21 protein-coding genes and 1 pseudogene are annotated in these 21,941 nt (G+C 34.4%); 13 read left to right on the forward strand and 9 right to left on the reverse strand.

Annotation, left to right across the window (positions count from 1 at the left end):
- Positions 1-106 precede the first annotated feature (106 nt).
- The 4 genes from MWJ95_RS15120 (at position 107) to MWJ95_RS15135 (ending at position 3,110) form a co-directional block, all read left to right on the forward strand.
- A complete protein-coding gene (locus MWJ95_RS15120; protein WP_249106527.1) occupies positions 107-1,030 on the forward strand; it encodes a DMT family transporter in 924 nt (307 codons plus the stop codon).
- A 215-nt stretch (positions 1,031-1,245) separates the two neighbouring features.
- On the forward strand, positions 1,246-1,908 hold the full coding sequence (locus MWJ95_RS15125; RefSeq protein WP_249106529.1) for an MBL fold metallo-hydrolase: 663 nt from the start codon (positions 1,246-1,248) through the stop codon (positions 1,906-1,908).
- Positions 1,909-2,101: 193 nt separating this feature from the next.
- A complete protein-coding gene (locus MWJ95_RS15130) occupies positions 2,102-2,674 on the forward strand; it encodes a TetR/AcrR family transcriptional regulator (protein WP_249074695.1) in 573 nt (190 codons plus the stop codon).
- Positions 2,675-2,687: 13 nt separating this feature from the next.
- Positions 2,688-3,110, forward strand: coding sequence for a DUF5360 family protein (locus MWJ95_RS15135; protein ID WP_249074696.1), 423 nt, complete (start codon positions 2,688-2,690; stop codon positions 3,108-3,110).
- Here the strand turns inward: MWJ95_RS15135 and MWJ95_RS15140 are convergent.
- The 5 genes from MWJ95_RS15140 to MWJ95_RS15160 form a co-directional block, all read right to left on the reverse strand.
- Positions 3,107-3,289, reverse strand: a complete 183-nt coding sequence (locus MWJ95_RS15140) for a hypothetical protein (RefSeq protein WP_249074697.1) — start codon at positions 3,287-3,289, stop codon at positions 3,107-3,109. The genes MWJ95_RS15135 and MWJ95_RS15140 overlap by 4 nt on opposite strands.
- A gap of 98 nt (positions 3,290-3,387) precedes the next feature.
- Positions 3,388-4,932 carry a solute symporter family protein gene (locus MWJ95_RS15145; protein ID WP_249074732.1) on the reverse strand — a complete coding sequence of 515 codons (1,545 nt, stop codon included), beginning with the start codon at positions 4,930-4,932 and terminating at the stop codon, positions 3,388-3,390.
- A gap of 8 nt (positions 4,933-4,940) precedes the next feature.
- Entirely contained in the window at positions 4,941-5,279 is a 339-nt protein-coding gene (locus MWJ95_RS15150) for a DUF485 domain-containing protein (RefSeq protein ID WP_249074698.1), read from the reverse strand.
- A 487-nt stretch (positions 5,280-5,766) separates the two neighbouring features.
- A complete protein-coding gene (locus MWJ95_RS15155) occupies positions 5,767-7,320 on the reverse strand; it encodes a solute symporter family protein (protein WP_249074699.1) in 1,554 nt (517 codons plus the stop codon).
- Entirely contained in the window at positions 7,321-7,656 is a 336-nt protein-coding gene (locus tag MWJ95_RS15160; RefSeq protein ID WP_249074700.1) for a DUF485 domain-containing protein, read from the reverse strand.
- A 589-nt stretch (positions 7,657-8,245) separates the two neighbouring features.
- On the opposite strand from MWJ95_RS15160, the gene MWJ95_RS15165 reads away from it, so the two are divergent.
- On the forward strand, positions 8,246-8,833 hold the full coding sequence (locus tag MWJ95_RS15165) for an SCO family protein (protein ID WP_249074701.1): 588 nt from the start codon (positions 8,246-8,248) through the stop codon (positions 8,831-8,833).
- A 195-nt stretch (positions 8,834-9,028) separates the two neighbouring features.
- Here the strand turns inward: MWJ95_RS15165 and MWJ95_RS15170 are convergent, their stop codons facing one another.
- Together MWJ95_RS15170 and MWJ95_RS15175 are read right to left on the reverse strand one after the other, a co-directional pair.
- A complete protein-coding gene (locus MWJ95_RS15170) occupies positions 9,029-9,220 on the reverse strand; it encodes an RNA polymerase subunit sigma (RefSeq protein WP_249074702.1) in 192 nt (63 codons plus the stop codon).
- A 661-nt stretch (positions 9,221-9,881) separates the two neighbouring features.
- The gene (locus MWJ95_RS15175; protein ID WP_249106531.1) at positions 9,882-10,061 is read right to left on the reverse strand and encodes a hypothetical protein; all 180 of its coding nucleotides are present in this window, start codon (positions 10,059-10,061) and stop codon (positions 9,882-9,884) included.
- Positions 10,062-10,497: 436 nt separating this feature from the next.
- Between MWJ95_RS15175 and MWJ95_RS15180 the strand changes: the two genes are divergently transcribed.
- From MWJ95_RS15180 to MWJ95_RS15190, 3 genes are all read left to right on the forward strand, one after another.
- On the forward strand, positions 10,498-11,202 hold the full coding sequence (locus MWJ95_RS15180) for an ABC transporter ATP-binding protein (protein ID WP_249074703.1): 705 nt from the start codon (positions 10,498-10,500) through the stop codon (positions 11,200-11,202).
- A gap of 2 nt (positions 11,203-11,204) precedes the next feature.
- Entirely contained in the window at positions 11,205-13,529 is a 2,325-nt protein-coding gene (locus tag MWJ95_RS15185; protein ID WP_249106532.1) for an ABC transporter permease, read from the forward strand.
- A 495-nt stretch (positions 13,530-14,024) separates the two neighbouring features.
- The gene (locus tag MWJ95_RS15190; RefSeq protein WP_249106534.1) at positions 14,025-14,300 is read left to right on the forward strand and encodes a hypothetical protein; all 276 of its coding nucleotides are present in this window, start codon (positions 14,025-14,027) and stop codon (positions 14,298-14,300) included.
- A gap of 92 nt (positions 14,301-14,392) precedes the next feature.
- Here the strand turns inward: MWJ95_RS15190 and MWJ95_RS15195 are convergent, their stop codons facing one another.
- The gene (locus MWJ95_RS15195; protein WP_249106535.1) at positions 14,393-15,583 is read right to left on the reverse strand and encodes a multidrug effflux MFS transporter; all 1,191 of its coding nucleotides are present in this window, start codon (positions 15,581-15,583) and stop codon (positions 14,393-14,395) included.
- Positions 15,584-15,916: 333 nt separating this feature from the next.
- Here MWJ95_RS15195 and MWJ95_RS15200 point away from each other — a divergent pair, with 333 nt between their 5' ends.
- Positions 15,917-16,078, forward strand: coding sequence for a hypothetical protein (locus MWJ95_RS15200; RefSeq protein WP_249106536.1), 162 nt, complete (start codon positions 15,917-15,919; stop codon positions 16,076-16,078).
- A 342-nt stretch (positions 16,079-16,420) separates the two neighbouring features.
- Here MWJ95_RS15200 and MWJ95_RS15205 read toward each other — a convergent pair whose 3' ends face one another.
- Complete coding sequence (locus MWJ95_RS15205) at positions 16,421-16,567, reverse strand: YrzI family small protein (RefSeq protein ID WP_249074707.1); 147 nt, start codon at positions 16,565-16,567, stop codon at positions 16,421-16,423.
- A gap of 708 nt (positions 16,568-17,275) precedes the next feature.
- On the opposite strand from MWJ95_RS15205, the gene MWJ95_RS15210 reads away from it, so the two are divergent.
- The 4 genes and pseudogenes from MWJ95_RS15210 to MWJ95_RS15225 all read left to right on the forward strand — a co-directional run bounded on the left by MWJ95_RS15210 (position 17,276) and on the right by MWJ95_RS15225 (position 21,881).
- Positions 17,276-17,842 (forward strand): TetR/AcrR family transcriptional regulator, encoded by a 567-nt coding sequence (locus MWJ95_RS15210; RefSeq protein WP_249106537.1) that lies wholly within the window; start codon positions 17,276-17,278, stop codon positions 17,840-17,842.
- Between the two features lie 57 nt (positions 17,843-17,899).
- The gene (locus tag MWJ95_RS15215) at positions 17,900-19,756 is read left to right on the forward strand and encodes an alpha/beta fold hydrolase (protein WP_249106538.1); all 1,857 of its coding nucleotides are present in this window, start codon (positions 17,900-17,902) and stop codon (positions 19,754-19,756) included.
- A gap of 641 nt (positions 19,757-20,397) precedes the next feature.
- Complete coding sequence (locus MWJ95_RS15220; RefSeq protein WP_249074710.1) at positions 20,398-20,547, forward strand: hypothetical protein; 150 nt, start codon at positions 20,398-20,400, stop codon at positions 20,545-20,547.
- 497 nt (positions 20,548-21,044) lie between these two features.
- Positions 21,045-21,881 (forward strand): annotated as a pseudogene (locus MWJ95_RS15225) (tyrosine-type recombinase/integrase).
- Positions 21,882-21,941 lie beyond the last annotated feature (60 nt).

Consider the following 21,941-nt stretch of genomic DNA (forward strand, 5'->3'; position numbering starts at 1 on the left):
CCTCCTATTCAAGACGATTGTACCACGATCTAATCTAATCTGTTCTATCCTTTTCAATCTGTTCTATTGTCTTTCTTTTATGATAGAAAAAAAGGAGGAGTTTTATTTGGTTATGATTAATTATTTCTTCATGTGTTTGATTTTTGGAACGACATTTTTAGCGATTAAAGTTGGTGTTGATGCAGGAGTGCCTCCATTTTTATCAGCGGGACTTCGTTTTTTCATTGCTGGTTTTCTGCTATTTAGTTTTATGGTGTGGAGAAAGAAAACGACAATAAGGTTATTATTTCGGAAAGAGATGTTTTTTACCGGAGTAGGTTTAACCTTCGGGACGTTTGCCATGTTATACTGGGCGGAACAGTATGTAACATCAGGGATTGCAGCGGTCTTATCTGCTACAGGTCCAATGATGATCATCGTTATTCAGACATTCATCTTGAAGCAAAAAGGAAATCGGAATTCATTCATTGGTTGTGTCGTGGGAGTCATTGGTGTCACGCTCTTGATCTTACCTAGCTTTTCAATTGAGATTAGTCCCTTCTGGATGATTGGGTGTTTCGCTATTATATTGGGTGAAGCATTTTATGCATCTGGAACGATTTATACGAAGCATGTCATCCAAAAATTTGAAGCGACATCTCCGATAGCTTTAAATGCAGCGCAAATGATGCATGGTGGGATTTTATTAATCATTTTGTCACTTTTTACCGAGAACATTCAGCTTGATTATTTTTTAAGCCCAGCTTCAATCGGCTCTATTCTTTATTTAACTATTTTTGGTTCAATGATTGGCCATAGTCTTTATTATTGGCTTGTCTCACGGACAAATCCTGTTTTTCCTTCAACATGGCTGTATATCTCACCATTAATTGCCGTTATACTAGGTGCTACTTTCTATCATGAATATATTTCTTGGCTAACAGGTATAGGAACTTTGACGATTATTGTTGGAACGCTTTTAGTTAACTTCGAAACATTACGGAAGCTACTTTCGGGAAAGAGGGCTGTTTTACAGGATGTTAAAAATTAACCTGCTAGGTTTTGTTCCGGTAAATTAGATGGGCTAAATAAAATCAACTAGTAATTACATATTCGTAAACGGGCGCGATTGTGTATAAATTTATCCGGGAAATAGAACAGAACAGCAGGGAACTTTTATGAAACAAGTCAAATCTAAAGGATGTTTGTGTTATATTCAATTAATTTACAGCTTAGTGAAAACTAATTATAAGGGAGTGTAAAGTTATGGAAATTTCTAAAGGTGTAGAAATGCTCCAGCTCGAATTTCACGGAAATATTATTCATCCCACTCTATTATGGGATCATGAAATGGCTGTGTTAATTGACACTGGGTTCCCTGGACAAATTGAAGATATACGAGTGGCAATGAAAAAGATAGGAGTGTCGTTCGACAAACTAAAAGTAATCATTTTGACGCATCAGGATATAGATCATATAGGTAGTCTTCCTGAGATTTTACAGGAGTGTGGAAGGAATATTAAAGTTTATGCTCACGAACTAGATAAGCCTTATATCCAGGGAGATGTACCTCTTTTGAAAGATGGGCACATAGAGAATCCGCCGAAGGGGAAAGTGAATGATACCTTGATTGACGGCCAAGAACTGTCATATTGCGGCGGAATTCGAGTCATTCATACTCCGGGGCATACCCCTGGCCATATTAGTCTATATTTGAAACAAAGTAAAACATTGGTTGCTGGGGATTCGCTGTACAGTGTAGATGGAGTAATTGGGGGAATTCATGTCCCAACAGTACTGGATTTAAAAGAGGCTCGACTCTCTTTGAAGAAATACCTAGACCTCGACATAGAATCTGTAGTTTGTTACCACGGTGGATTAACGAAAGATAATATTAATGATCAGATACAAAAAGTAATTTCAAATTAAAAGTCGAGAACTAAATCGGCGCGATTATTGAATAACATTTTATTTTACCCCCATCCAAAATTGGACGGGGGTATGCTTGTGGAAATACTTAGCATTCATTTACATTGACATTATTTTCATTAAGTACTATTATTAAATGGAAAATAAGGAAAACAAAAATATTTTTTCATTTTCCTTTAGGTAGGTGATCATCTTGAAAGATAGAATTTTAAAGGTATCAATAAGTGAAGCTGAACGAAAAGGATTTCGGTTTACGATGGGGGATTTAGCAAAGCAACTAGGTATGAGTACTAAAACATTGTATAGTTATTATCCTTCAAAGGAAGAATTACTAAATGAAATGATTGATCTAGCAATTCATGAACTAAAGTTGAAAGAAAATGAAATACTGCATGATGCAACATTACATCTTGTAGAAAAACTACAAAAATGTCTTGTACTAATTCCAGCCGATTTTACATTTGCTCAGCTCCAATATTTAGAAGAGCTTCAACGATATTATCCAAAGCAATGGGAGACCGTTGATAAATTTATTCATGAACAATGGTCAGGCATCGTTACGTTAATAGATGAAGGAATTGTAACAAATAAAATACGTACCTTTCATAAAGAGATATTTATAGAAGTCTATATTGGTGGGCTTTATCGATTGATGGAACGTGCATCCCAAAACAGAGATATGATGTCACTTCAGGATACAATGCAGGAAATGGTAGACATCCTGATGCTTGGTATTCTTAAGGGTAATGTTAATGAAGAAAACTAAATGGGGGCTGTAGATGAGTAAAAGTTTAAGACTACTATTTTTAGGTACAGATTTCTTTTTTATACTTTATTGGCTTGTCACGTTTTTTCAGTTGATTCCAGAAGACTATTTATATCAGGATTATCAAAATGAATTATTAGTTATCTGGAATTGGTCGTTTTTCCCGCTAGATATTTTAATTTCAGTTACTGGTTTTATTAGTCTTTATCTATTTAAAATAAAAAATGAAAAGTGGAGAGCGTTTGCCTTAGTATCACTGACACTAACATTTTGTTCTGGATTACAGGCGATTGCTTTTTGGACAATAAAGCTTGATTTCGATCTTACGTGGTGGATACCTAATCTTTTTCTTTTACTGTATCCGTTATACTTCATACCAAAACTAATCACTTTTAAAGTTCAAAATGTCTCCATACAAGCAAAACACAACCACTAATGATCCTCCATGTGGTTGTGTTTTTTGTACTTTGTAAAATTATGTTCAATGCTTTCTTTTTTTGTTTTTGTTACACGTTCATGTGTACTGAAAGGGGACGTTTGACGATTTTTTTCGACGTCCTTTCCTTTAGTGCGTTTAACATGCATGCGTTTCTTCTTTGCGTTAGAGTGTGACATGTTACCTACCTCCAAGTGTCATTTGTAAATATAGTACCGAATACGGAAGAAAAAGTAAAACCTCGTAAGTGTTAACTTACGAGGCAGTTGTCATATGATTAGTGAGATACGTCCTGTACAGAAATACCTGTGTTTGCTTTAACATCCACTTCACGATATTTCTTATCATTTGTTTCTTTAGAAAGTAATGTTCCGATGAATCCTCCAAGGAAGCCAAGTGGTACAGAAATGATTGCTGGGTTCGTTAACGAAATTAACGGATTCCCAACGAAAATAGCTTTTCCTTCTACTGGATTCCAAAGGTTTGGTGAAACTGCTACAAGAATTAAAGCAGAGATTAAACCTGTTAACATTGCTGTAATAGCACCAGCTGTATTAAAGCGTTTCCAGTAGATTGTATAGATGATTACTGGTAGGTTAGCTGAACCTGCAATACAGAATGCGAGTGATACTAAGAACGCTACGTTTAATGTTTGTGCACCAAGTGCTAAAAGGATTGAAATAACAGCGATTGTTATCGAACCAATACGAGCGGCAAGTACTTGCTCTTTCTCTGTAATTTTTCCTTTTTTAATGATTTGACCGTAAATATCATGTGATAGGGCAGATGCACCAGAAAGTACAAGACCTGCTACTACCGCTAAGATTGTTGCGAAAGCTACCGCACATACGAATGAGAATAGAATGTCCCCACCAAGTGCTTCAGCAAGAAGTGGAGCAGCCATGTTACCAGCAGCATTTGCAGAAATAATCGCTTCTTTACCAACAAATTTCGCTGCACCGAAGCCTAAGAAGATTGTAAGAATGTAGAAAATACCTACAATCCAAGTAGCCCAAATAACTGAAGAACGTGCAGTTTTCGCATCTTTTACTGTAAAGAAGCGCATTAGGATATGTGGAAGTCCCGCTGTACCTAATACTAAAGCGATTAACATTGAAATAGTATCAACGCCATTTTGATATTTAAGACCTGGGTTCAAATAAGCTGCACCGCTATCAGTGGCAGTTTCCATTTCTTTGAACATCGTAGCAATACTAAAGCCGAACTCTTTTAATACTAAGAATGAAATAATCACAGTACCTAACATTAAAAGACAAGCTTTAATAATTTGTACCCAAGATGTTGCCGTCATACCACCGAATAGCACGTATGTCGTCATCATAAAGCCTACGATTAATACGGCAACCCAATAGTCGATCCCTAAAAGTAATTGAATAAGTGCTCCTGCACCAACTAGTTGTGCAATCATGTAGAATAAAACAATTGTAATAGTGCTTAAAGCTGCTGTTCCACGAACTTTAGCGCTATCGAAACGCGCTGTAATCATGTCAGCTAATGTAAATTTACCAAGGTTACGTAATGGCTCAGCAACGATGTATAGAACCACTAAGTAAGCTACTAAATAACCGATAGAGAAGAAGAATCCGTCAAATCCAAATAATGCAACTGCTCCGGCGATTCCTAAGAAAGATGCTGCTGATAAGTAGTCACCAGCGATGGCTAGTCCATTTTGCCAGCCTGTTAACCCACCGCCTGCAGTATAGAAGTCACTTGCAGAAGACGTTCGTTTAGATGCCCACCAAGTAATAACTAATGTTAAACCAACAATGGCTACGAAGAAGAATATGGCTGTTAAACTCATCCCGTTACTCATCGGCGGCCACCTCCATTCTCGTATTCAGCGATAATTGCCTTAGCCTCTTTATCAAAGCTATTTGCTTTTGCTACATATAAGTGACATAAGCACCAAGTCATGATGAAAAGTCCTGCTGAATATACCCACACCCAAGTAATTTCCCCAAATGCCTTTTGGTGTAGTACTTTTGTGTAAGAAGTAAGAATTGGTAGCAACATGTATGCTGCTAAGAAGATTACAGTCATTGACCAAAGAAATGAATTCTTTCTTCGCACAAGTGCTTTAAACGATTCTTGATTTGCAATCGCGTCATAGTCAATCATGATGCTCTTATTCTCTTGATTGTTCCCCATTAACATTCCCCATTTGTGTTTATTTTTACTGCTTAAAGACTTAATTTTGCTAGTTTAGTGAATTCACATCTTCATTTTATGAGGAAGTTCACAAAATTGCAATACATTTCAGAAAAATTATGAAAAAATAATTTTCTGAAAAATATTCCTGAAAGAGAATATACATGACAAAGCCAAGAAATAAAAGAGTTTTGGATAATTCTGAAAATATATGGAGTTAGGCCAATGCTAGACTTTTTAGGAGAAAAATACGGATAAAATTTATAAATGAAATTGGTTTTTTATAAAAAATAAACACTATTTACTCAGTGGAAATTAGGTTTTTTTCAAGGAGAATAATATTGCTCGATAAATAAATTGGTAAATATTTATAGTAAAAAAATTAAAAAACTCGACTTAAAACCGAGTTTTTTAACTTGATATTTTTATTAAGTTGAATAGGATGATTGATAGATATTTTTTCAATAATTTGGATGGTTGCAACCAATTAATGCGAGATATCAGAAACTGATACACCTGTGTTCGCTTTCACACGAATTTCCTTATAAATGCGATCCGCTTCTTCCTGTGGTACTTTGCTAGAAGATAGAACAGTCCCTAAATAACCAGCGATAAAGCCAAGGGGAACCGTAATGACCGCTGGTACAGCTAACGGCACGATAGGATTACCAACAAAGATTGCCGCTCCTTCCACAGGACTCCATACATTTGGTCCCATTGCACCTAATACTAAACATGATAATAAACCAGTGACCATCGCTGTAATAGCACCTGTTGAATTGAATTTTTTCCAGTAAATTGTGTAAAGAATAACCGGTAAGTTTGCCGAAGCACCGATACAAAATGCAAAGGATACTAGGAACGATACATTCAAGTTTTGCGCAAATAACGCAAGGATAATGGATACAACGGCAATAGAAATCGAGCCTGTGCGAGCTGCTACAACTTGTTGCTTTTCCGTTAATTGACCACCTTTAATAATTTCACCATAAATATCATGCGAAATTGCTGAAGCTCCTGTTAAAACTAAGCCCGAAACAACAGCTAAAATGGTTGCGAATGCTACTGCACCGATAAATGCCATTAACACATCACCGCCCAAGTAATTAGCAAGTAGTGGGGCAGCTGTGTTACCAGCTTTACTTTCAGCAAGAATTTTATCGATACCTACAAAATTTAATGCTCCAAAACCTAAGAAAATAGTTAATGAGAAGAAAATAGCTGTAATCCATGTCGTCCATGAAATAGAAGAACGTGCAGTTTTAGCATCTTTAACTGTAAAGAAGCGCATTAAAATATGAGGTAACCCAGATGTACCTAAAACAAGCGCCATCATCATCGAAACAGAATCAATAGTACTTGTATATTTAATTCCTGGCACAAGGAATTCCTCACCATGATCCGTGGCGATCGTATCAAACATTTTCATAAGAGAGAAATCAAACTTTATGAGTACTAATGTAGCTAATACGCCTGTCCCAAATAAAAGAAGGCTAGCTTTAATAATTTGCACCCAAGAAGTAGCTGTCATACCACCGAATAATACATAAGTAGTCATCATAACACCTACTATTAAAACTGCAATCCAATACTCAATACCAAACAATAATTTAATAAGAGCACCGGCACCAACTAATTGTGCGATCATATAAAGAATGACGATGATAATTGTTCCTGACGCAGCAACACCGCGTATACGTTTTTCATTAAAACGGGCAGTAAGCATATCTGCTAAAGTGTATCGACCTAAGTTACGCATTGGTTCTGCAATGACATAAAGAAGAACTAAGTTAGCTACTACATAGCCTACAGAGAAGAAGAAGCCATCGAAACCAGTTAACGCAATTGCACCGGAAACTCCGAGGAATGCCGCTGCAGATAAATAGTCACCGGCGATTGCAAAGCCATTTTGCCAACCTTTTAGACCACCGCCAGCAGTATAGAAATCAGCTGCAGAAGACGTACGCTTCGCTGCGATATAGGTTACTACAAGTGTTAAACCAACGATTGCTAAAAAGAAACCAACGGATACTAAATTCATTTAATTTCCACCTTTCGCCTGATACTCAGCTAGTATTGCTGCGGCAGCTTTATCGAATGATGCTGCTTTTTTCACATAAACTGTACAAAGAACGATAGTCATTATGAATAATCCTGCTGAATAAACCCAAACACCCGTAATATTTCCGAAGAATTTTTGTTGTAGTACAGGTTGGAAAGCAAGGATTGGTAACAAAATATAAAGTGTTAAAAAAACTGCTGTGATCGAGAAAAGAAAGGTGTTTTTCTTTTTCACGAACTTGTTGAACGATTCCATAGCTTCAATTGCATGATAGTCAACTGAATCTATATTTTTGTCCCCAGAAATGTTTGCCATTATTATTCCCCCCTAAAGTTATATATTTCTGTCTTAAACGACATATTTCTTTTTCTCTCGTCGTTATATTCACTTATTTTATGGGGAAGATTCTTATAATGCAATACTAAATTTTGAGTTTTTAAAATTTTTAATCACTTTCGAATTGAGGGAATAACATAGAAATAATAAGGTTTTGCTAGAAATAATCTGTATGAGAGAGAATTGAATTGTCTCTTAGAATAATATTCCTATAATAGTTTGAGAATGATAATTTTGAATGTTGGAGAAAATTTGAACATGAAAGAGAATTTTTGAGGATTTATTATTGTTCATTCATATCGCGTATAAATCTAAAGAGTAAAAAATATTTGTTATATAACAATCATGTGATAGCCCGGGAAATAATCGAAATAATAAAAAACAGCTTCGAAAAAATTCTAAAAAAGTATGAACGATCTTAAAAATTAAGGACATTAATATACCAAAATTGTACAATATACATTGGATTGTCATAAAAACTTGAAAGGATAAGCTCATATCTTGTATTGAGTAACTATAATTTATACAATAAATAACGATGGTAAATTGAAGGGAAGTGAGTAAATAAATGAAAAAGAAAAGTGTCATGCTCGTGTTGATCCTAACATTAAGTAGCATACTGTCTGCTTGCGGAAGTTATAAATTTGAACCTGAAACGAATATAGAAGTTCAAGATTTCTCGGTAACCAATCAAAAAAATGAAAAGGTTAGCCTCAATGATTTTAAAGGAAAGCCATGGTTAGCGATGTTCGTCTTTACTAATTGTAATTCTATCTGTCCGCCAATGACATATAACATGACAGAAGTACAAAAGGCACTTCAGGATAAAGGCGTCGAAGACTATCAAATTGTCGCATTTAGTGTTGATCCTGAGGTTGATAAACCAGAAGTTTTAACGAATTATTTGAAACCGTATTCAGTGCCGGATGCAAGCAAATGGCAACTATTAACTGGCTATGATCAAAAGTTTATAGAACAGTTTGCCATGCAATCGTTTAAATCACATGTAAAAAATGATCCGAATTCTGATCAAGTTGTACATACGGGAAGGTATTACCTAGTAAATGCTGATGGGTTTGTTGTGAAGGATTATGTCGCTACAACAGATGTACCAGTTGAGACGATTGTGGCAGATATGAAGGCGTTAACGAAATAATAAAAAAACAACTTAGAGGTTGAATTAACCGCTGAGTTGTTTTTTTATGGATACTTAGTTAAGAAAGATGTAGCCGGTTGAAGATGTTTCATACTGATTAGCAAATCAAAAAGGATTAGGAAAGTTTTTTACACTGACCTTTAAATGTCAATAGGAGTAAACTGTGGAAAATATTCAGTTAAAATCCGCTTGTATTTAGCTTTTCTCAGCTTCATCTTTTTTACTTCTAAGTAGCAATGCCATGAATAAAAAACTTGCTACCCAAAAGGAAAAGAAAAAATTTTCAAGTAAAGCCAAATCACCATTTTTGATAAAATCCCAAACTGTTGTAAATAAGAACATTGTGACAAAGAATGTGATATATAAGCATTTTCCGAATATAGTCAATTAAAGCACCTCTATATGTAGAATTAGTAATTTAAATAACTAGGGTCATGGGGATGGATTGACCCTAGTTAACAAATGGGGTGGCCGTGACGGTCAACTAGCGCCATAACCATATAAGTGCGTGCGATACACTCAATATTAATTTGTACAAATTAAAGTTTCTTATACATAAAAAAACACAGCGACGTCATACGTTCTTTCGGAAAGCATGCTGCTGATATTCTTTTAGACAATGAAAAATTCATAGTAGAGGTTAACCAGCGCTTTAAAAGAACGCACGCTTCAACGTTCTTCATAGCTGTTTGTCAAAATGGATAAATTTAAATTTAAATTGAGTGAAATTTTTGGGGAGCCTACGTGCTTCCTTTTTTATTTGGCTGTTTTCTAAAAATTTGTTGCTGTTTAAAACATAAAAACAGAGTTAATCTACAAAATGCGTAAGTTCTACTTTGTTTTTTTGTTTGATATTTCGTAAATCGAATATTTAACTAAAGCATACCATTAGTTGAAGTTGAGAGCGGTTGAAAAATGCAGATTTACAGCGTTGATAAATTGTCTTTTTATACATGTTTTTATTCACATAGCACACTTGTCGTAACTATGTTCATACAAAAAGCCACAAAACACTAATTTAACAGCATTTGTGGCTTTTGAAACTAATTTATTCTTTAGTAGCGAACCATTTATCACTTAAGTATTGAGAAAACCCGATAACAATCGTGCAACTAATGCCAATTAAAATAAATCGTATATCATTATTGGGTAAAATTTTATTTATGATAAAAATAGGAATCATTAAAATAAGTGCAAATGATATTGTAAAAAGTGTTTTTTTCAGCATTCGTGACACCAACTTTTTCGAATTTATTCTTTCATATACCTATTATACCGATTTTCGGGTTGTTTTCTCAATGGGATTAAAGCGTCCTAAAGCGTTGTTTTGGCACATTTCTTTACTTAACGTTTAAATCCGTATTTTTCTGACGAGAGCCATTTATCTTCGTTCTTATAAACAATTCGAGAATAGTTTCAACAATTATTTTATTATGTCTACTAATAGTTGAAAATGGCTGGAATTTAAAGTGTATTTTTTACCAAACATGTATAATTTTAATTTTATCTACTTATATATTATTAGAAGATTTTTAAATCATCTCTTGAAGTGATTAACGGTTTTGATAATGTAGCGAAGTCCGCAACTCTAAAATATACGACAAAAGTTGTTTATTTTAGAGTTACTTTACGTTGATAAAAAATTTTTTGAGGGGATGAAATAAATGAAAAAGCTAATTGAATTTAAAAACGTAACGAAAGAATACAAAACAGGGGAAGTTCTAATCAAAGCCCTTAATGGTGTTGATTTTTCCATATATGAGGGGGAATTCGTCGTTATATTAGGGGCAAGTGGAGCGGGTAAAAGCACGATTTTGAATATTCTTGGTGGTATGGATACGGCTAGCTCAGGTCAAGTGTTTGTTGGCAATCAAGAAATAACAAGATTGAACGAAAAAAATCTAACGGAATATCGTGCGAAGAAAATTGGTTTTGTTTTTCAATTCTATAACTTAATTCCTAATTTAAACGCTCTTGAGAATGTTGAATTTGCTACAGAAGTTTGTAAACACCCTCTAGACGCTAAAGAGATTTTACATAAAGTCGGATTAGCGGATCGTGTGAAAAATTTCCCTTCTCAGCTTTCTGGTGGAGAACAACAAAGAGTTGCTATTGCTAGAGCTGTTGCAAAAAACCCTTTACTTTTACTCTGTGATGAACCAACCGGAGCTCTGGATTATGTAACTGGGAAGTCCGTATTAAAGCTGCTACAAGATTTAAACAGAGACACGAAGAAATGCGTTATTTTAGTGACACATAATTCTGCGATTGCGCCTATGGCAGACAAAATTATTAAAGTTAAAAGCGGAGAGATCGAAAGCGTTACGATCAATAATGAAAAACAAAGTGTTGAAGGGATTGAGTGGTAAGTATGAAATTGTTTTTAAAGTTATTGAGGGACATTAAACAATCTATGGGGCAGTTTATAGCCATAACGATTGTGATTGCAGTAGGTGCTTTTTTTTATGCAGGATTAGTAACCTATAGTAATACTCTTAGTGCTTATACAAAGAATTACTTTCAAGAACATCATTTGAGTGATTTAAATGTGTATTACAGTCAACTTTTTAAAAATGATGTGACGCGTTTACGTAAAATTGAAGGCATCGATAAAATTGAAGGACGTTATACATTTGATGCTACGCAAACCTTTGAAGATGACAAAACGGTATTAAAAATTCATTCGATCCCTGAAAACAATGAAATAAATACGCCTACTATCATTGAAGGGAATCTACCCTTAAACAAGGGTGAGATTTTATTAGATTCTCGTTATGCGAAAGAGCATCAATATCGTGTTGGTGATCAAATCACAGTAAATGCAAATGACAGTAATGTTAACTTTACAATTAGTGGCTTGGGTGAGAATGTAGAACATGCAAAAAAGAACGAAATTCAAGACCATAAAACGTACGGGGTTGCATATATTGCTGAGGAAACATTACCTGAAATCTTAAATGGCTTATACTTTAATGAATTGATCGTTGATGCTAAAGAAGGGTACGATATTGACAAATTAGGTAAATCCATTAAAGCACAATCTGAAGGGCTAAGTTATTTAGATCAAGTAAAGAAGGAACGGACTTTAAATTATTCTAAAATCAATCAAACGATAGATAATAATAACTTAATGAGCAAGATTATTCCTTTAGTACTCTTTTTGATTGAGGCAATTATCCTGTTTTTGGCCATGTCGAGAACTATCGATTCTCAAAGGAATCAGGTTGGTATTATGAAAGCTTTAGGTGTGAAAAATAGCAACATTATGCTTCACTATATGGGATACCCCGTGCTGGCAAGTATACTAGGCTCAATCATTGGTTGTGCTCTGGCCGCTTTTGTTTTTATCCCTTTAGTAACAACATCGTGCGCAAGGGCCTACTCTCTGCCTGACATTAAATTCTCACTGTCTCTATTTTCAATTGTTCCACCTATTATTTTCTCAAGTGCTTTTGGCGTTCTAGCATGTTACTTCAGTAGTAGGTCTGTACTAAAAGAACGCGCAGCTCAGGCTATGCGTCCTAAACCGCCAAAGAAGATGAAAAAGCTATTAATAGAAAGAGTTCCAAGTCTTTGGGGTTCTATTTCTTACAGTTATAAACTCATATTGAGAAATATATTTTTAAATAAGCGAAAGGCTATAGCGAGTTCGATGGGGGTTGTTGTTAGCACCGTTTTACTGATCACCGCTTTTGGTACTCAAGCCTCCTTACTAAAAGTAGCTGATCAAATTGAAGAAGTTTATACCTATGATTTAAAAGTAGATTATACGATCGGTACATCTCTTCATACGGTAAAACAACCATCTGGAATAAAAGAGAGCTACTTTTTATCCTCTTTTCCTATTGAAATCATAAAAGATAATGAAAAAGAAAGCGCAACTTTAGTTGTTACTGAGGAAGAAAACAATCTCATTCATTTCTTTGATGAAAAGGAAAATGGGCTATCTTTAGAAAATAATGGTTTACTTGTACCCAAGTCTTACGCAGATAAATACCATATTTCAAAAGGGGATACCATCAAAGTAAAGTTCACAGCGCCAGAGCTTAAAAATACTACTGTAGATATGGAGGTTTTAAATATATCTACACAATATTCGAATCCATCGTTTTATAGTACACCAGGATACTTAAAGAGATTCAACATAGATTACAATCCAACCACAATTTTAGTTCAAGCAAATAGCTCCGCAGATCTAATGAACGTTCGTCATTTTTTTGAACAAGATCGTACTGTAGATACAATTGCTGATAAGAATGACATAAAAAAATCAGCTCAATATATTGTCAAACAAAACAGTTTTGTATTTATCATGTTCATCATAAGTGCCATCATACTCTCCTTTGGCGCCATTTATACGATATCTTCCATAAACATTTATGAAAGGAATCGGGAGCTTGCAACGCTTAAGGTATTAGGCTATCAAAAAAATAAAATAAACAGACTAATCTTTTTGGAAAACATCCTACTTACTTCATTTGCGGTCATCGTGGCTTTACCAATCAGTGGCTATGTTTATAAATTGATTGTAAAGGCTCTATCAAGCACCCATCAGCAAATCCCTGATAAATTGAATAGTTTCATCATCTTGGTTGCTGTATTACTTGCATTTTTACTAACGATTGTCTCTAATTTACTTCTTAGAAGAAAAGTTACGAAAATAAATATGATTGAATCGTTAAAAAGTGTAGAATAAAGCTTTTATATCAATGGAATTTAAAACATTGACTATCAGTTGGCGGTACAGGGGCCATTGGATAAATAGACTTTCCGTTCCTAAATCGCAACCTACGTCATATTTTAAACCGTAGGATGTTAAAAGGGATTATTCTACTTGTATTGGAAATTATATTGTAGCGAATCAGCTCGATTGTAGGGCTGATTTTTTATTTTGACTAACATGCAGAAAGGGAAAGGATACAAATCAAAAAGATGACATGCCAAGAAACCGCTAAAAATCATGGTTAGACAGCGTTTTCTAACATGTAATGGCTACGTTATATGCATGAACATATCATTAACTAAGGAGTAAAAGAAATAGGGAAGAGGGAATACCATATTACAACCAAAACAAGAAGACTTCTGATAATCATTGTAAAAACGTAATGGCGGAAACAGGCCATAGGGAGGTAACTTGAGAAGCGGCGCACATAGCAATGGCATGTATGGAACGCAAAATGGGTAGACAAAGATGATCAAGCATCAATTGGTGTATTTTTTCTCAGGGGAAGAATTGAAAGACTTTACGTTGACGGAAGATACCGAATGGGATTACAGACGAGTGATCCCATCACCAGAATCAAAAGTCATTATTTACTGGAGGATACGATGGTTATTTCATCTGGGTGATGCAGTACGATATATAAAAAGAATCCATTTTGACAAAAGATTGATCAAAATGGATTCTTACCTAGCAGATTTAAGTTTAGTTTTTATAAAAAAGTTTAATCACTTTCGAGGTGCCTAAAGTCTATTTTCAACTTAGCATAAATGCAATCGTGACGCCTATTACATAGCGTGAGGGTCAAAATATTATCTTTTTGGAAACGGTGCAACTTTTTAATGCATCGCGCCTTTCTTATTAAGTAAGGGTAAGCTTATTAAAAGCATAATAATCCCTATTGCTAAAAAATAGAGTGGCATCGCAAGGACTGTTCCGTTATGGAAAATGCTCATACCATAAATTGTAGCGCTGACGAGTAAATAATAACCTAAGCTAAATATCGCACCTGCAGAACCAATGACGTCTTGAAAGTCAATGAGCGCTAAGCTTAAACAGTTTGGTAAAGCGGTACCTGTACCAAATAAAATAATAAACACACTAACAATCATGGTTGGCATTTGTAATGAAATCGGTAAAAAATGTACCGATGTAGCGAGCAATGTACCGATGAGCATAATGACTAACCCGTGTACGATAATCTTCTCAGGTTTTGTGTGGCTAACGAGTCGTTTAGATAGCATCGCACCTGCAATAGAAGCGAGCGCAACGATAATGCCTAAAAAACCATACATCGCACTTGTTAGTGTAAAATATTGCGTAAAAATAAATGGTGCTTCGGTATAATAGCTAAATAATACACCGTTAATACCGCCAATTAATACGCCGTAGCGCCATAGACGCACATTTGCAATCATGCGCTTCACAATTGGTAGTATAGGCTTCATTTCGATTGTAGTAAGCGCTGTTTCAGGTAAGCGCAAAAACGCATAGCAAAATACAATAATGCTCATAGTAACTAACACTAAAAATACGATTTTAAAGCCAAAATAATAATCGGTAAAACCACCGATTAACGGACCAATTGCAGGCGTGAAGGCAAGGGCAGCTGAAATTTGAGCAAACAATTTATGACGCTCAACACCAGAAAAACTTTCACGTAAAATTGTTTGTGTCACGACAGAGCCAACACTTGCACCAAACGCTTGAATAAAGCGTGCGACTAATAAAACCGCCATTTCATTTGCTACTAAACAAAGTACATTACCAACAAAATATAAAAACAGCCCATAAAGCATTGCCTTACGACGACCGATTTTATCGGATAAACGCCCAAAGAAAAATACCCCGAAGGCAAATGAGATAAAGTACACACTCATCGTAAGCTGTGCATCACTCATAGAAGTTTCAAACACTTCTGCGATAGAAGGTAAGGATGGGCTAAAAATCGTTTCACTAATTTGTGGGAAGCCTACTAATACGATCAGTAATAATAAGCTAGGTGTTTTGTTTCCGATGTTTTTCTTCAAAATAATCCTCTCCTAGATAATTATAGGTTTGAAAGAAAAACATCGTAGCTTGGGAAATGGTGGCTTCACGAGTTTGATTTTTTCTAAATCACTCATGAATTCACTTCCTTCTAAATTAAAGATACGTAAAAATTATATCATCCAATTACAGGTACTTCTAGTAATGAATTTATGAATAGTTAATCGTTAGCATTTTCTTTTGTACATGAAGACTCTAAAAGGGAAGAAGAAGGTAATGTTCTTTTGTTGAAGTGGGCTTTTGTGGTAATTTCGGTATATATTTAACATTAAAAGATTGATCCGAAAGTAGAAGTTACAAACTATGAGGCAGATATGCTTGCAAAGGCAAGTGAAACGATGAATGAAGAAGGTTTAGTATTTGTGAAAGAAGACTTGGCTTCTCCTTATACAGAAGAAATCGCAGTATTACAAGCATGTTTTGTGTTATTCAATATTCCGCAATCGGGTGCTGTTTTTCGCTACATGGATGGCTAGGGGAAAGAACAATGGAATTGAGCTAAAAATTGCCAAATTCAATTTTAGTATCGAGGAATTACGCTTTTAGAATTAGAATTTCCCTAACATTGTAATTCCGCATTTTCATAAACTACATCAATTTGTAGGTGTAAAATATCGCATAAAAAAGTGCAAAATACCTCCTGAAGCAACCCGTCCTAGATTAGAACGGGTTAGCTTTATAAAATTAAATAGCTATATTGTCACTTTATATTACTTCATCTGGTGGTTGTGTCTTTCTCCACCCATAAAACTGCATATCGTCTTTTGATCATATAAATCATTTCAATTCCCACCTTTCATGTTTTTTAATTAACAAAATTAATATTGACGAATACGAAGATAATTTTCTACTTTTCTTCGGTTCTCTTCAAAGATTTTTTTCACATTTTCATTATGAAGTGCTTTCTCAAGAGAAATCTCACGTTTTGTAATAGTTATCGTGAGAGAAAAAATGTTTAATATCATTTATTATCACCTCCTTAAATTACCCTGAAAAATGAAAAAAACCGTAGAGAGACTCCCCCACGGTGAAAAAAAGGCACAAAAAATACCGCAGGGGCACACTTCTCCCTGCGGTATGGGTATGCTTAATTACAAAAAAAACTTAAGCGATCCATTCCAATCCGGTCGAATGTGTGAATTTCATTTTTACTGAAGTTGTTAATGACATCAATTTAACGATTACGATCATTTCACTCGACCTCCTTAAGAATTTTTTGTTTACTTTGTAAGTATATCTATCTTTAAGCTGTTTGTAAACATCTTTTACTAAGTTTTCCTGATTGTGTTAACGACTAGAAAAATTCTTTGCTGCTTTACATTGTTAGTTACCTGATTTTTTCGGAGGGAAAGGTGATAAAGAAAGGGGAGTGTACTTTAATACCCGCTGTTCTATTTAATATGCGTTGCATAGCTGTGTCGTAATTGACCAAAAAAATATTTGTTTTCTTTTCAAAAATTTATGAACCTAGCGTTAAAACACAAGTGAAAAATTGCAAGCCATCCAAAACAGTTTTAGGATTCAGTTCAACTTTGTTCAAAATGAGATTAATTTTTAGCAGTAAATCAATTAAAGTATAGCTTTTTTGATCAATTTTTTTATTAAACTAACAAAAATACTTGCAACACCCATTATAGTACTGTACAGTACTAATTATGACAAGAGTAAAATTAATGAATCAAAAACGTGTGATTGAAGTAGCTGCAACATTATTTTTAGAAAAAGGGTTTGCTTATACAAGCATGGATGAATTAGTTCGTGTAAGCAAAGTTTCAAAGTCTAATGTGTATTATCACTTCTCTAATAAGGAAGAATTGTTGGAAGGGGTCGTTGATTATTGGATTGAAATGTATCAATCTGCAATTGATGGCTTACTATCTCAAAACCAATTATTAGTTGAAGATCGTATCCAACTGTTTTTAAAGCAATTATCCCAAGGAGTTCAGACGAGAGAATATAAGGGGAGCTGTCCATTTATTACGCTTTATATTCAAAGCCCTACAAATGCCATAAAAGTAAAAGAAAAAATAGGTCTTTTTTTTGTAGGATTACAAACGAAAGTTTCTCTATTACTTAAACAAGGGATAGAGAATGGAGAATTTAGAAAGACAATTAATATTGACGAGGTTGCATCTCTTTTTATTACAAATCTTGAAGGAGCGCTATTTATTTCAGAAACACTGAAGGATGCAACTGTAATCATGACAACAGCAGATCAATTTTTTAACTTGCTTCGATAAATGAAGCATTTTTTTTACATCAAATTAGTACTGAATAGTACTAAAAGGAGGATTTATATGAGAACAGTATTTTTAACTGGTGGAACAGGTTTTATTGGAAAGCAATTAGTGAAGGAATTAGCCAAAGAGCATGTTACAATTCTTCTATTAGTGAGATCGAAAAGTAAAGCAACACGCATTTATCAAGAAAGAGGCATCTTAAATGAGGCAGTTATGCACTTTATTGAAGGTGATTTGACGAAAATAGACTTAGGTCTAAGTGCTGAAGATAAGGAGTGGGTATTGAAAACGGATGTGATTATTCACGCAGGAGGCCCCATGGATATTCAAGCGACAAGCAAAGAGGCAGCTTCCGTATTTTTGAATGGTGCCCAACATATTAGTGAATTGGCTAAAAAAATTCATCAATTGAAGGGATTGCAACAATTTATTCATGTTGTAGGCTATATGAGTCCCTTTGATGATAAAAATAGCAAGATTGCGATAGATGTGTTTAAAGAAGGAAACAATTTTTTGAAAATAAAAAATCCATATGAGAGAACAAAGTTTTTAGCAGATCTTTATATCCGTCAGCAGGCATCAACAGTAGGTTATCCGCTTTCAGTAATTAATCCACCAACTGTAGTTGGTAGTAGTAAAACAGGGAGTACGGAGCAAACAGTAGGCTTAGGCTTGCTTGTGATGAGTATGCGAAAAGGGCTCTTGCCAGTGATCCCTGGGGGTAAGAAATATAGATTACCACTTATTGCAAACGATGAACTAGCAAAGTTTATTGTGCAGGTTTTCAGATTGGAGCAACCAACTATACAAACATATACACTTGTTGAAGATAAACAACATGATCAAAATATTTCAGAATTATTAGATGCTATGTCAGAAAGTATGAATATGACTGCACCTAAAATTTCTGCCCCATTGCCATTTATGAAAGCACTTATGAATAGTGGCGTAAGCAAAATAACCAAAATTCCTGCTGATGGGCTGAACTTTATTACAAATCGAACATTTTCAAATGGTTCAGCGAAAAAAATTATGGGAGAAGATTGGTTTAAGGAGACAAATGTAATGAAATATTTCCCAGCGGTAATAGCTGATCTGGATTATCGCATGATGTATCAAAATGGCCAGCACAGTCATTTATTTAAACGAACATTATGTAATAATACTACCATTTACCAATCACAAGGAGAGGGTAAACCGTTTATTTTATTACATGGTTTATTAAGTGATGGAGAGGATTTATTTCCTTTAGGGAAAGAGCTTCATGAAAAAACGGGTCGACCTGTATGGATCATGGACCTTCCAGGTTTGGGACGTTCTCCTTTTAAACGAGAGAAAAATCTTTTAAATATCTATTTAAATGTATTGAAAAAGTTATTGGAGAAAGCTAATAATGGTGCCCATCTAATTGGCCATTCATTTGGTGCGTATATTCTTTTGGAAGCATTAGTACAAAAGTACATAGATAAGAAGTATACAATTACTTTACTTCAGCCACCTGTTGCTAAAAAAAATGCTAAATCGATAAATGTTCCTCAATTTATGAACAAATGGACATTGAAATTGGCAACTACTAATTTGATAGAGCGTTATTTATTAAGTAATGGTTTATTTGAAAGTACTGAGAGCATCCCTGAACATTATATTGAAAAAATAAGTAACAGTTTTACTTCTCCTAGAATTTTAAATACTACGGTTCAGCTTAACAGTTTACTATTGAAAAACGTTCAAGGTGATTTCAATGAAGTAACAAAGTATAATCTTCGCATTATTTGGGGGGATTATGACAGAGGCTATTCTGCTCCTTCGCATCTTGGTAAGGTTGATTTTGTTCCATATGGTCATCATTTTCCTCTTAACCATCCGAGTGAAACGGCTAATTTGGTAATAAAAAATAGTAGTACTAGCAGATGAGAGTATGGGATAAATAAAAAGCGTGTAGTAAGATCGTTGTGTCTTTGAAATAAAGTCGTACTGTTTGAAAAAAAGATTGTCTACATGAACGCTGGATATATTTACTTAAGAATCTAACAGCTAATCAATTACAGCGTACATATCAGTATCCTGGGGTAGTAAAAATGAGAATTGAACAAAGTCTTGCTACTTACGAATGATATGTAATCACCTTGTGGAGAAATTACTTAAACTCCCATGAAAGAACGTAATAATCTTTCATAAAACAAACAGATTATTTAATGTTGCATGTAGTCGAGCTATTAAATCTTTAGTGCTGATTATTTATACAGCCAACCAGCAAAAAGTAAAAAAGTTTTTTATAGAAAATGAATTTGCAAAAGAAGATGAGATCTTGCTTCTATAAAAACAAATGTTTAGTATCCTTTTTACAGGTAGAAGTGAAAATTGCTGATAAAAAAGTATACACCTAACCAGTTGTCGAAATTTAATTGACGACTGGTTATTTAGTATTGTTCTTCAGAAAAAATGTTGTTTATTATAAGTAGTTAATCATACAATTATTTCCATCGAATGAATAAAAACTTTATGGATGCCTATATAGAATGATTAGTTTTTTATAGATAGGTGGGGAGTATGATATGAAAACTAACGACATCGTAATTAACAAAATAATTAATTGGTTAGAGGCTGAGGATAAATCTTATGAATGGCTAGCTGAACAATTAGATGTAAGTAAAGGACTTGTAGGATTTAAAAGGAGATTGTACTTTAAAATCGGAACGTATTGAACAATTTGCTAGGATAATGAGGATTACGACAAAAGAATTGGTTCATATAGATGCAATAATAGAAGACCAAAGGAAGATCACAACACACATTTAATTACTCTAAATATTTAGGGTATCTTTAAGGTTATTGCTTTAGTGTTGTTTTTCCTTGGATAACTTACGCTATGGCAAGCAGTTTTAAGTGATATCGGGGCTGCATTATATGTATTAAAAGAAAAAGAAGTCCAAAACTAAAGGTTTAAAATCAAGGGAAAATATTTTATTTTTAAGGACAGAAAGAATTTTGAAGCTAGAAATTAAATGATAAAGACTCATGTGAATTTTGGTGTCTAAAACTATTTGTCTCATCTGACCTTTTACAACACGTTTTGTCTCACTGTTATTAGTATACTTTTCATTGAAACATAACTTCCTATAATTTATATTATGTAAACTAAAATTATTTGGCGTGGAGGGGGGCTTAGATACGTCAACTACCCATAATATCTGTACTTGTATTGTATATTGAGATTGAAAAAAATTACTCGGAAAATACGGTTACGAGTTATGAATACGATTTACAGCTCTTCTTAACCTTTTTAACGGACCATGGCTGTTCAACCTGTTTAAATGAGATTACCAAGACCCAAGTACGTCGCTTTATCCAATATCTATTAGGATCTTTAAAACAAAAACCTCGTTCGGTGAACCGAAAAATTTCTTCCTTAAAATCGTTCGCCAAATATTGTTTAATAGAACGATACCTTGCTAATGATTTTACGCACGGGATTGAATCGCCAAAGACCGATGATAAACTTCCTGTGTATATGACATTAACGGATCTAAAGCAGCTATTTGACTATCTAGAACGCGCCAAATCGCGTTTTTCGATGCGGAATGAGCTCATGTTTAAATTATTAGCAACAACAGGTATAAGACGTTCTGAACTTGTTTCATTAACATGGGAACAAGTTGATCTGGTAAATGAAACGATTCGAATTGATGGAAAAGGGAAAAAAGAACGGATATTGCCCCTTCATCCACACTTAATACCGCTTCTGGCATCCTATAAAGCCTCTTTAAGATCATATCAAATTTATCCAACAGAACCTGTTTTTCTAAATAAAAATCGTAAAGCATTAGATCCGCGGGGTTTACATGTCATTTTTAAAGATGTATTGAAAAAAGCAGGCCTTCCACCTACCCGCTTCTCGCTACATCACTAACGGCATACTTTTGCAACATTGATGTTACAGCAAAATAAAGAAAACGTTGATTTACGAACACTGCAAGAATTACTTGGCCATGAAAGTATTACATCAACTCAAATCTATACACATGTTGAGTTTGAATAGAAAGTGATTCTTTTTGAATATTTCGATTTCTTGTTCTTTAAGAAAGAAGCAACTACCCGT

The sequence above is a fragment of the Lysinibacillus sp. Bpr_S20 genome, assembly GCF_023337835.1.
In the GTDB taxonomy this organism is placed as follows: Bacteria; Bacillota; Bacilli; order Bacillales_A; family Planococcaceae; genus Lysinibacillus.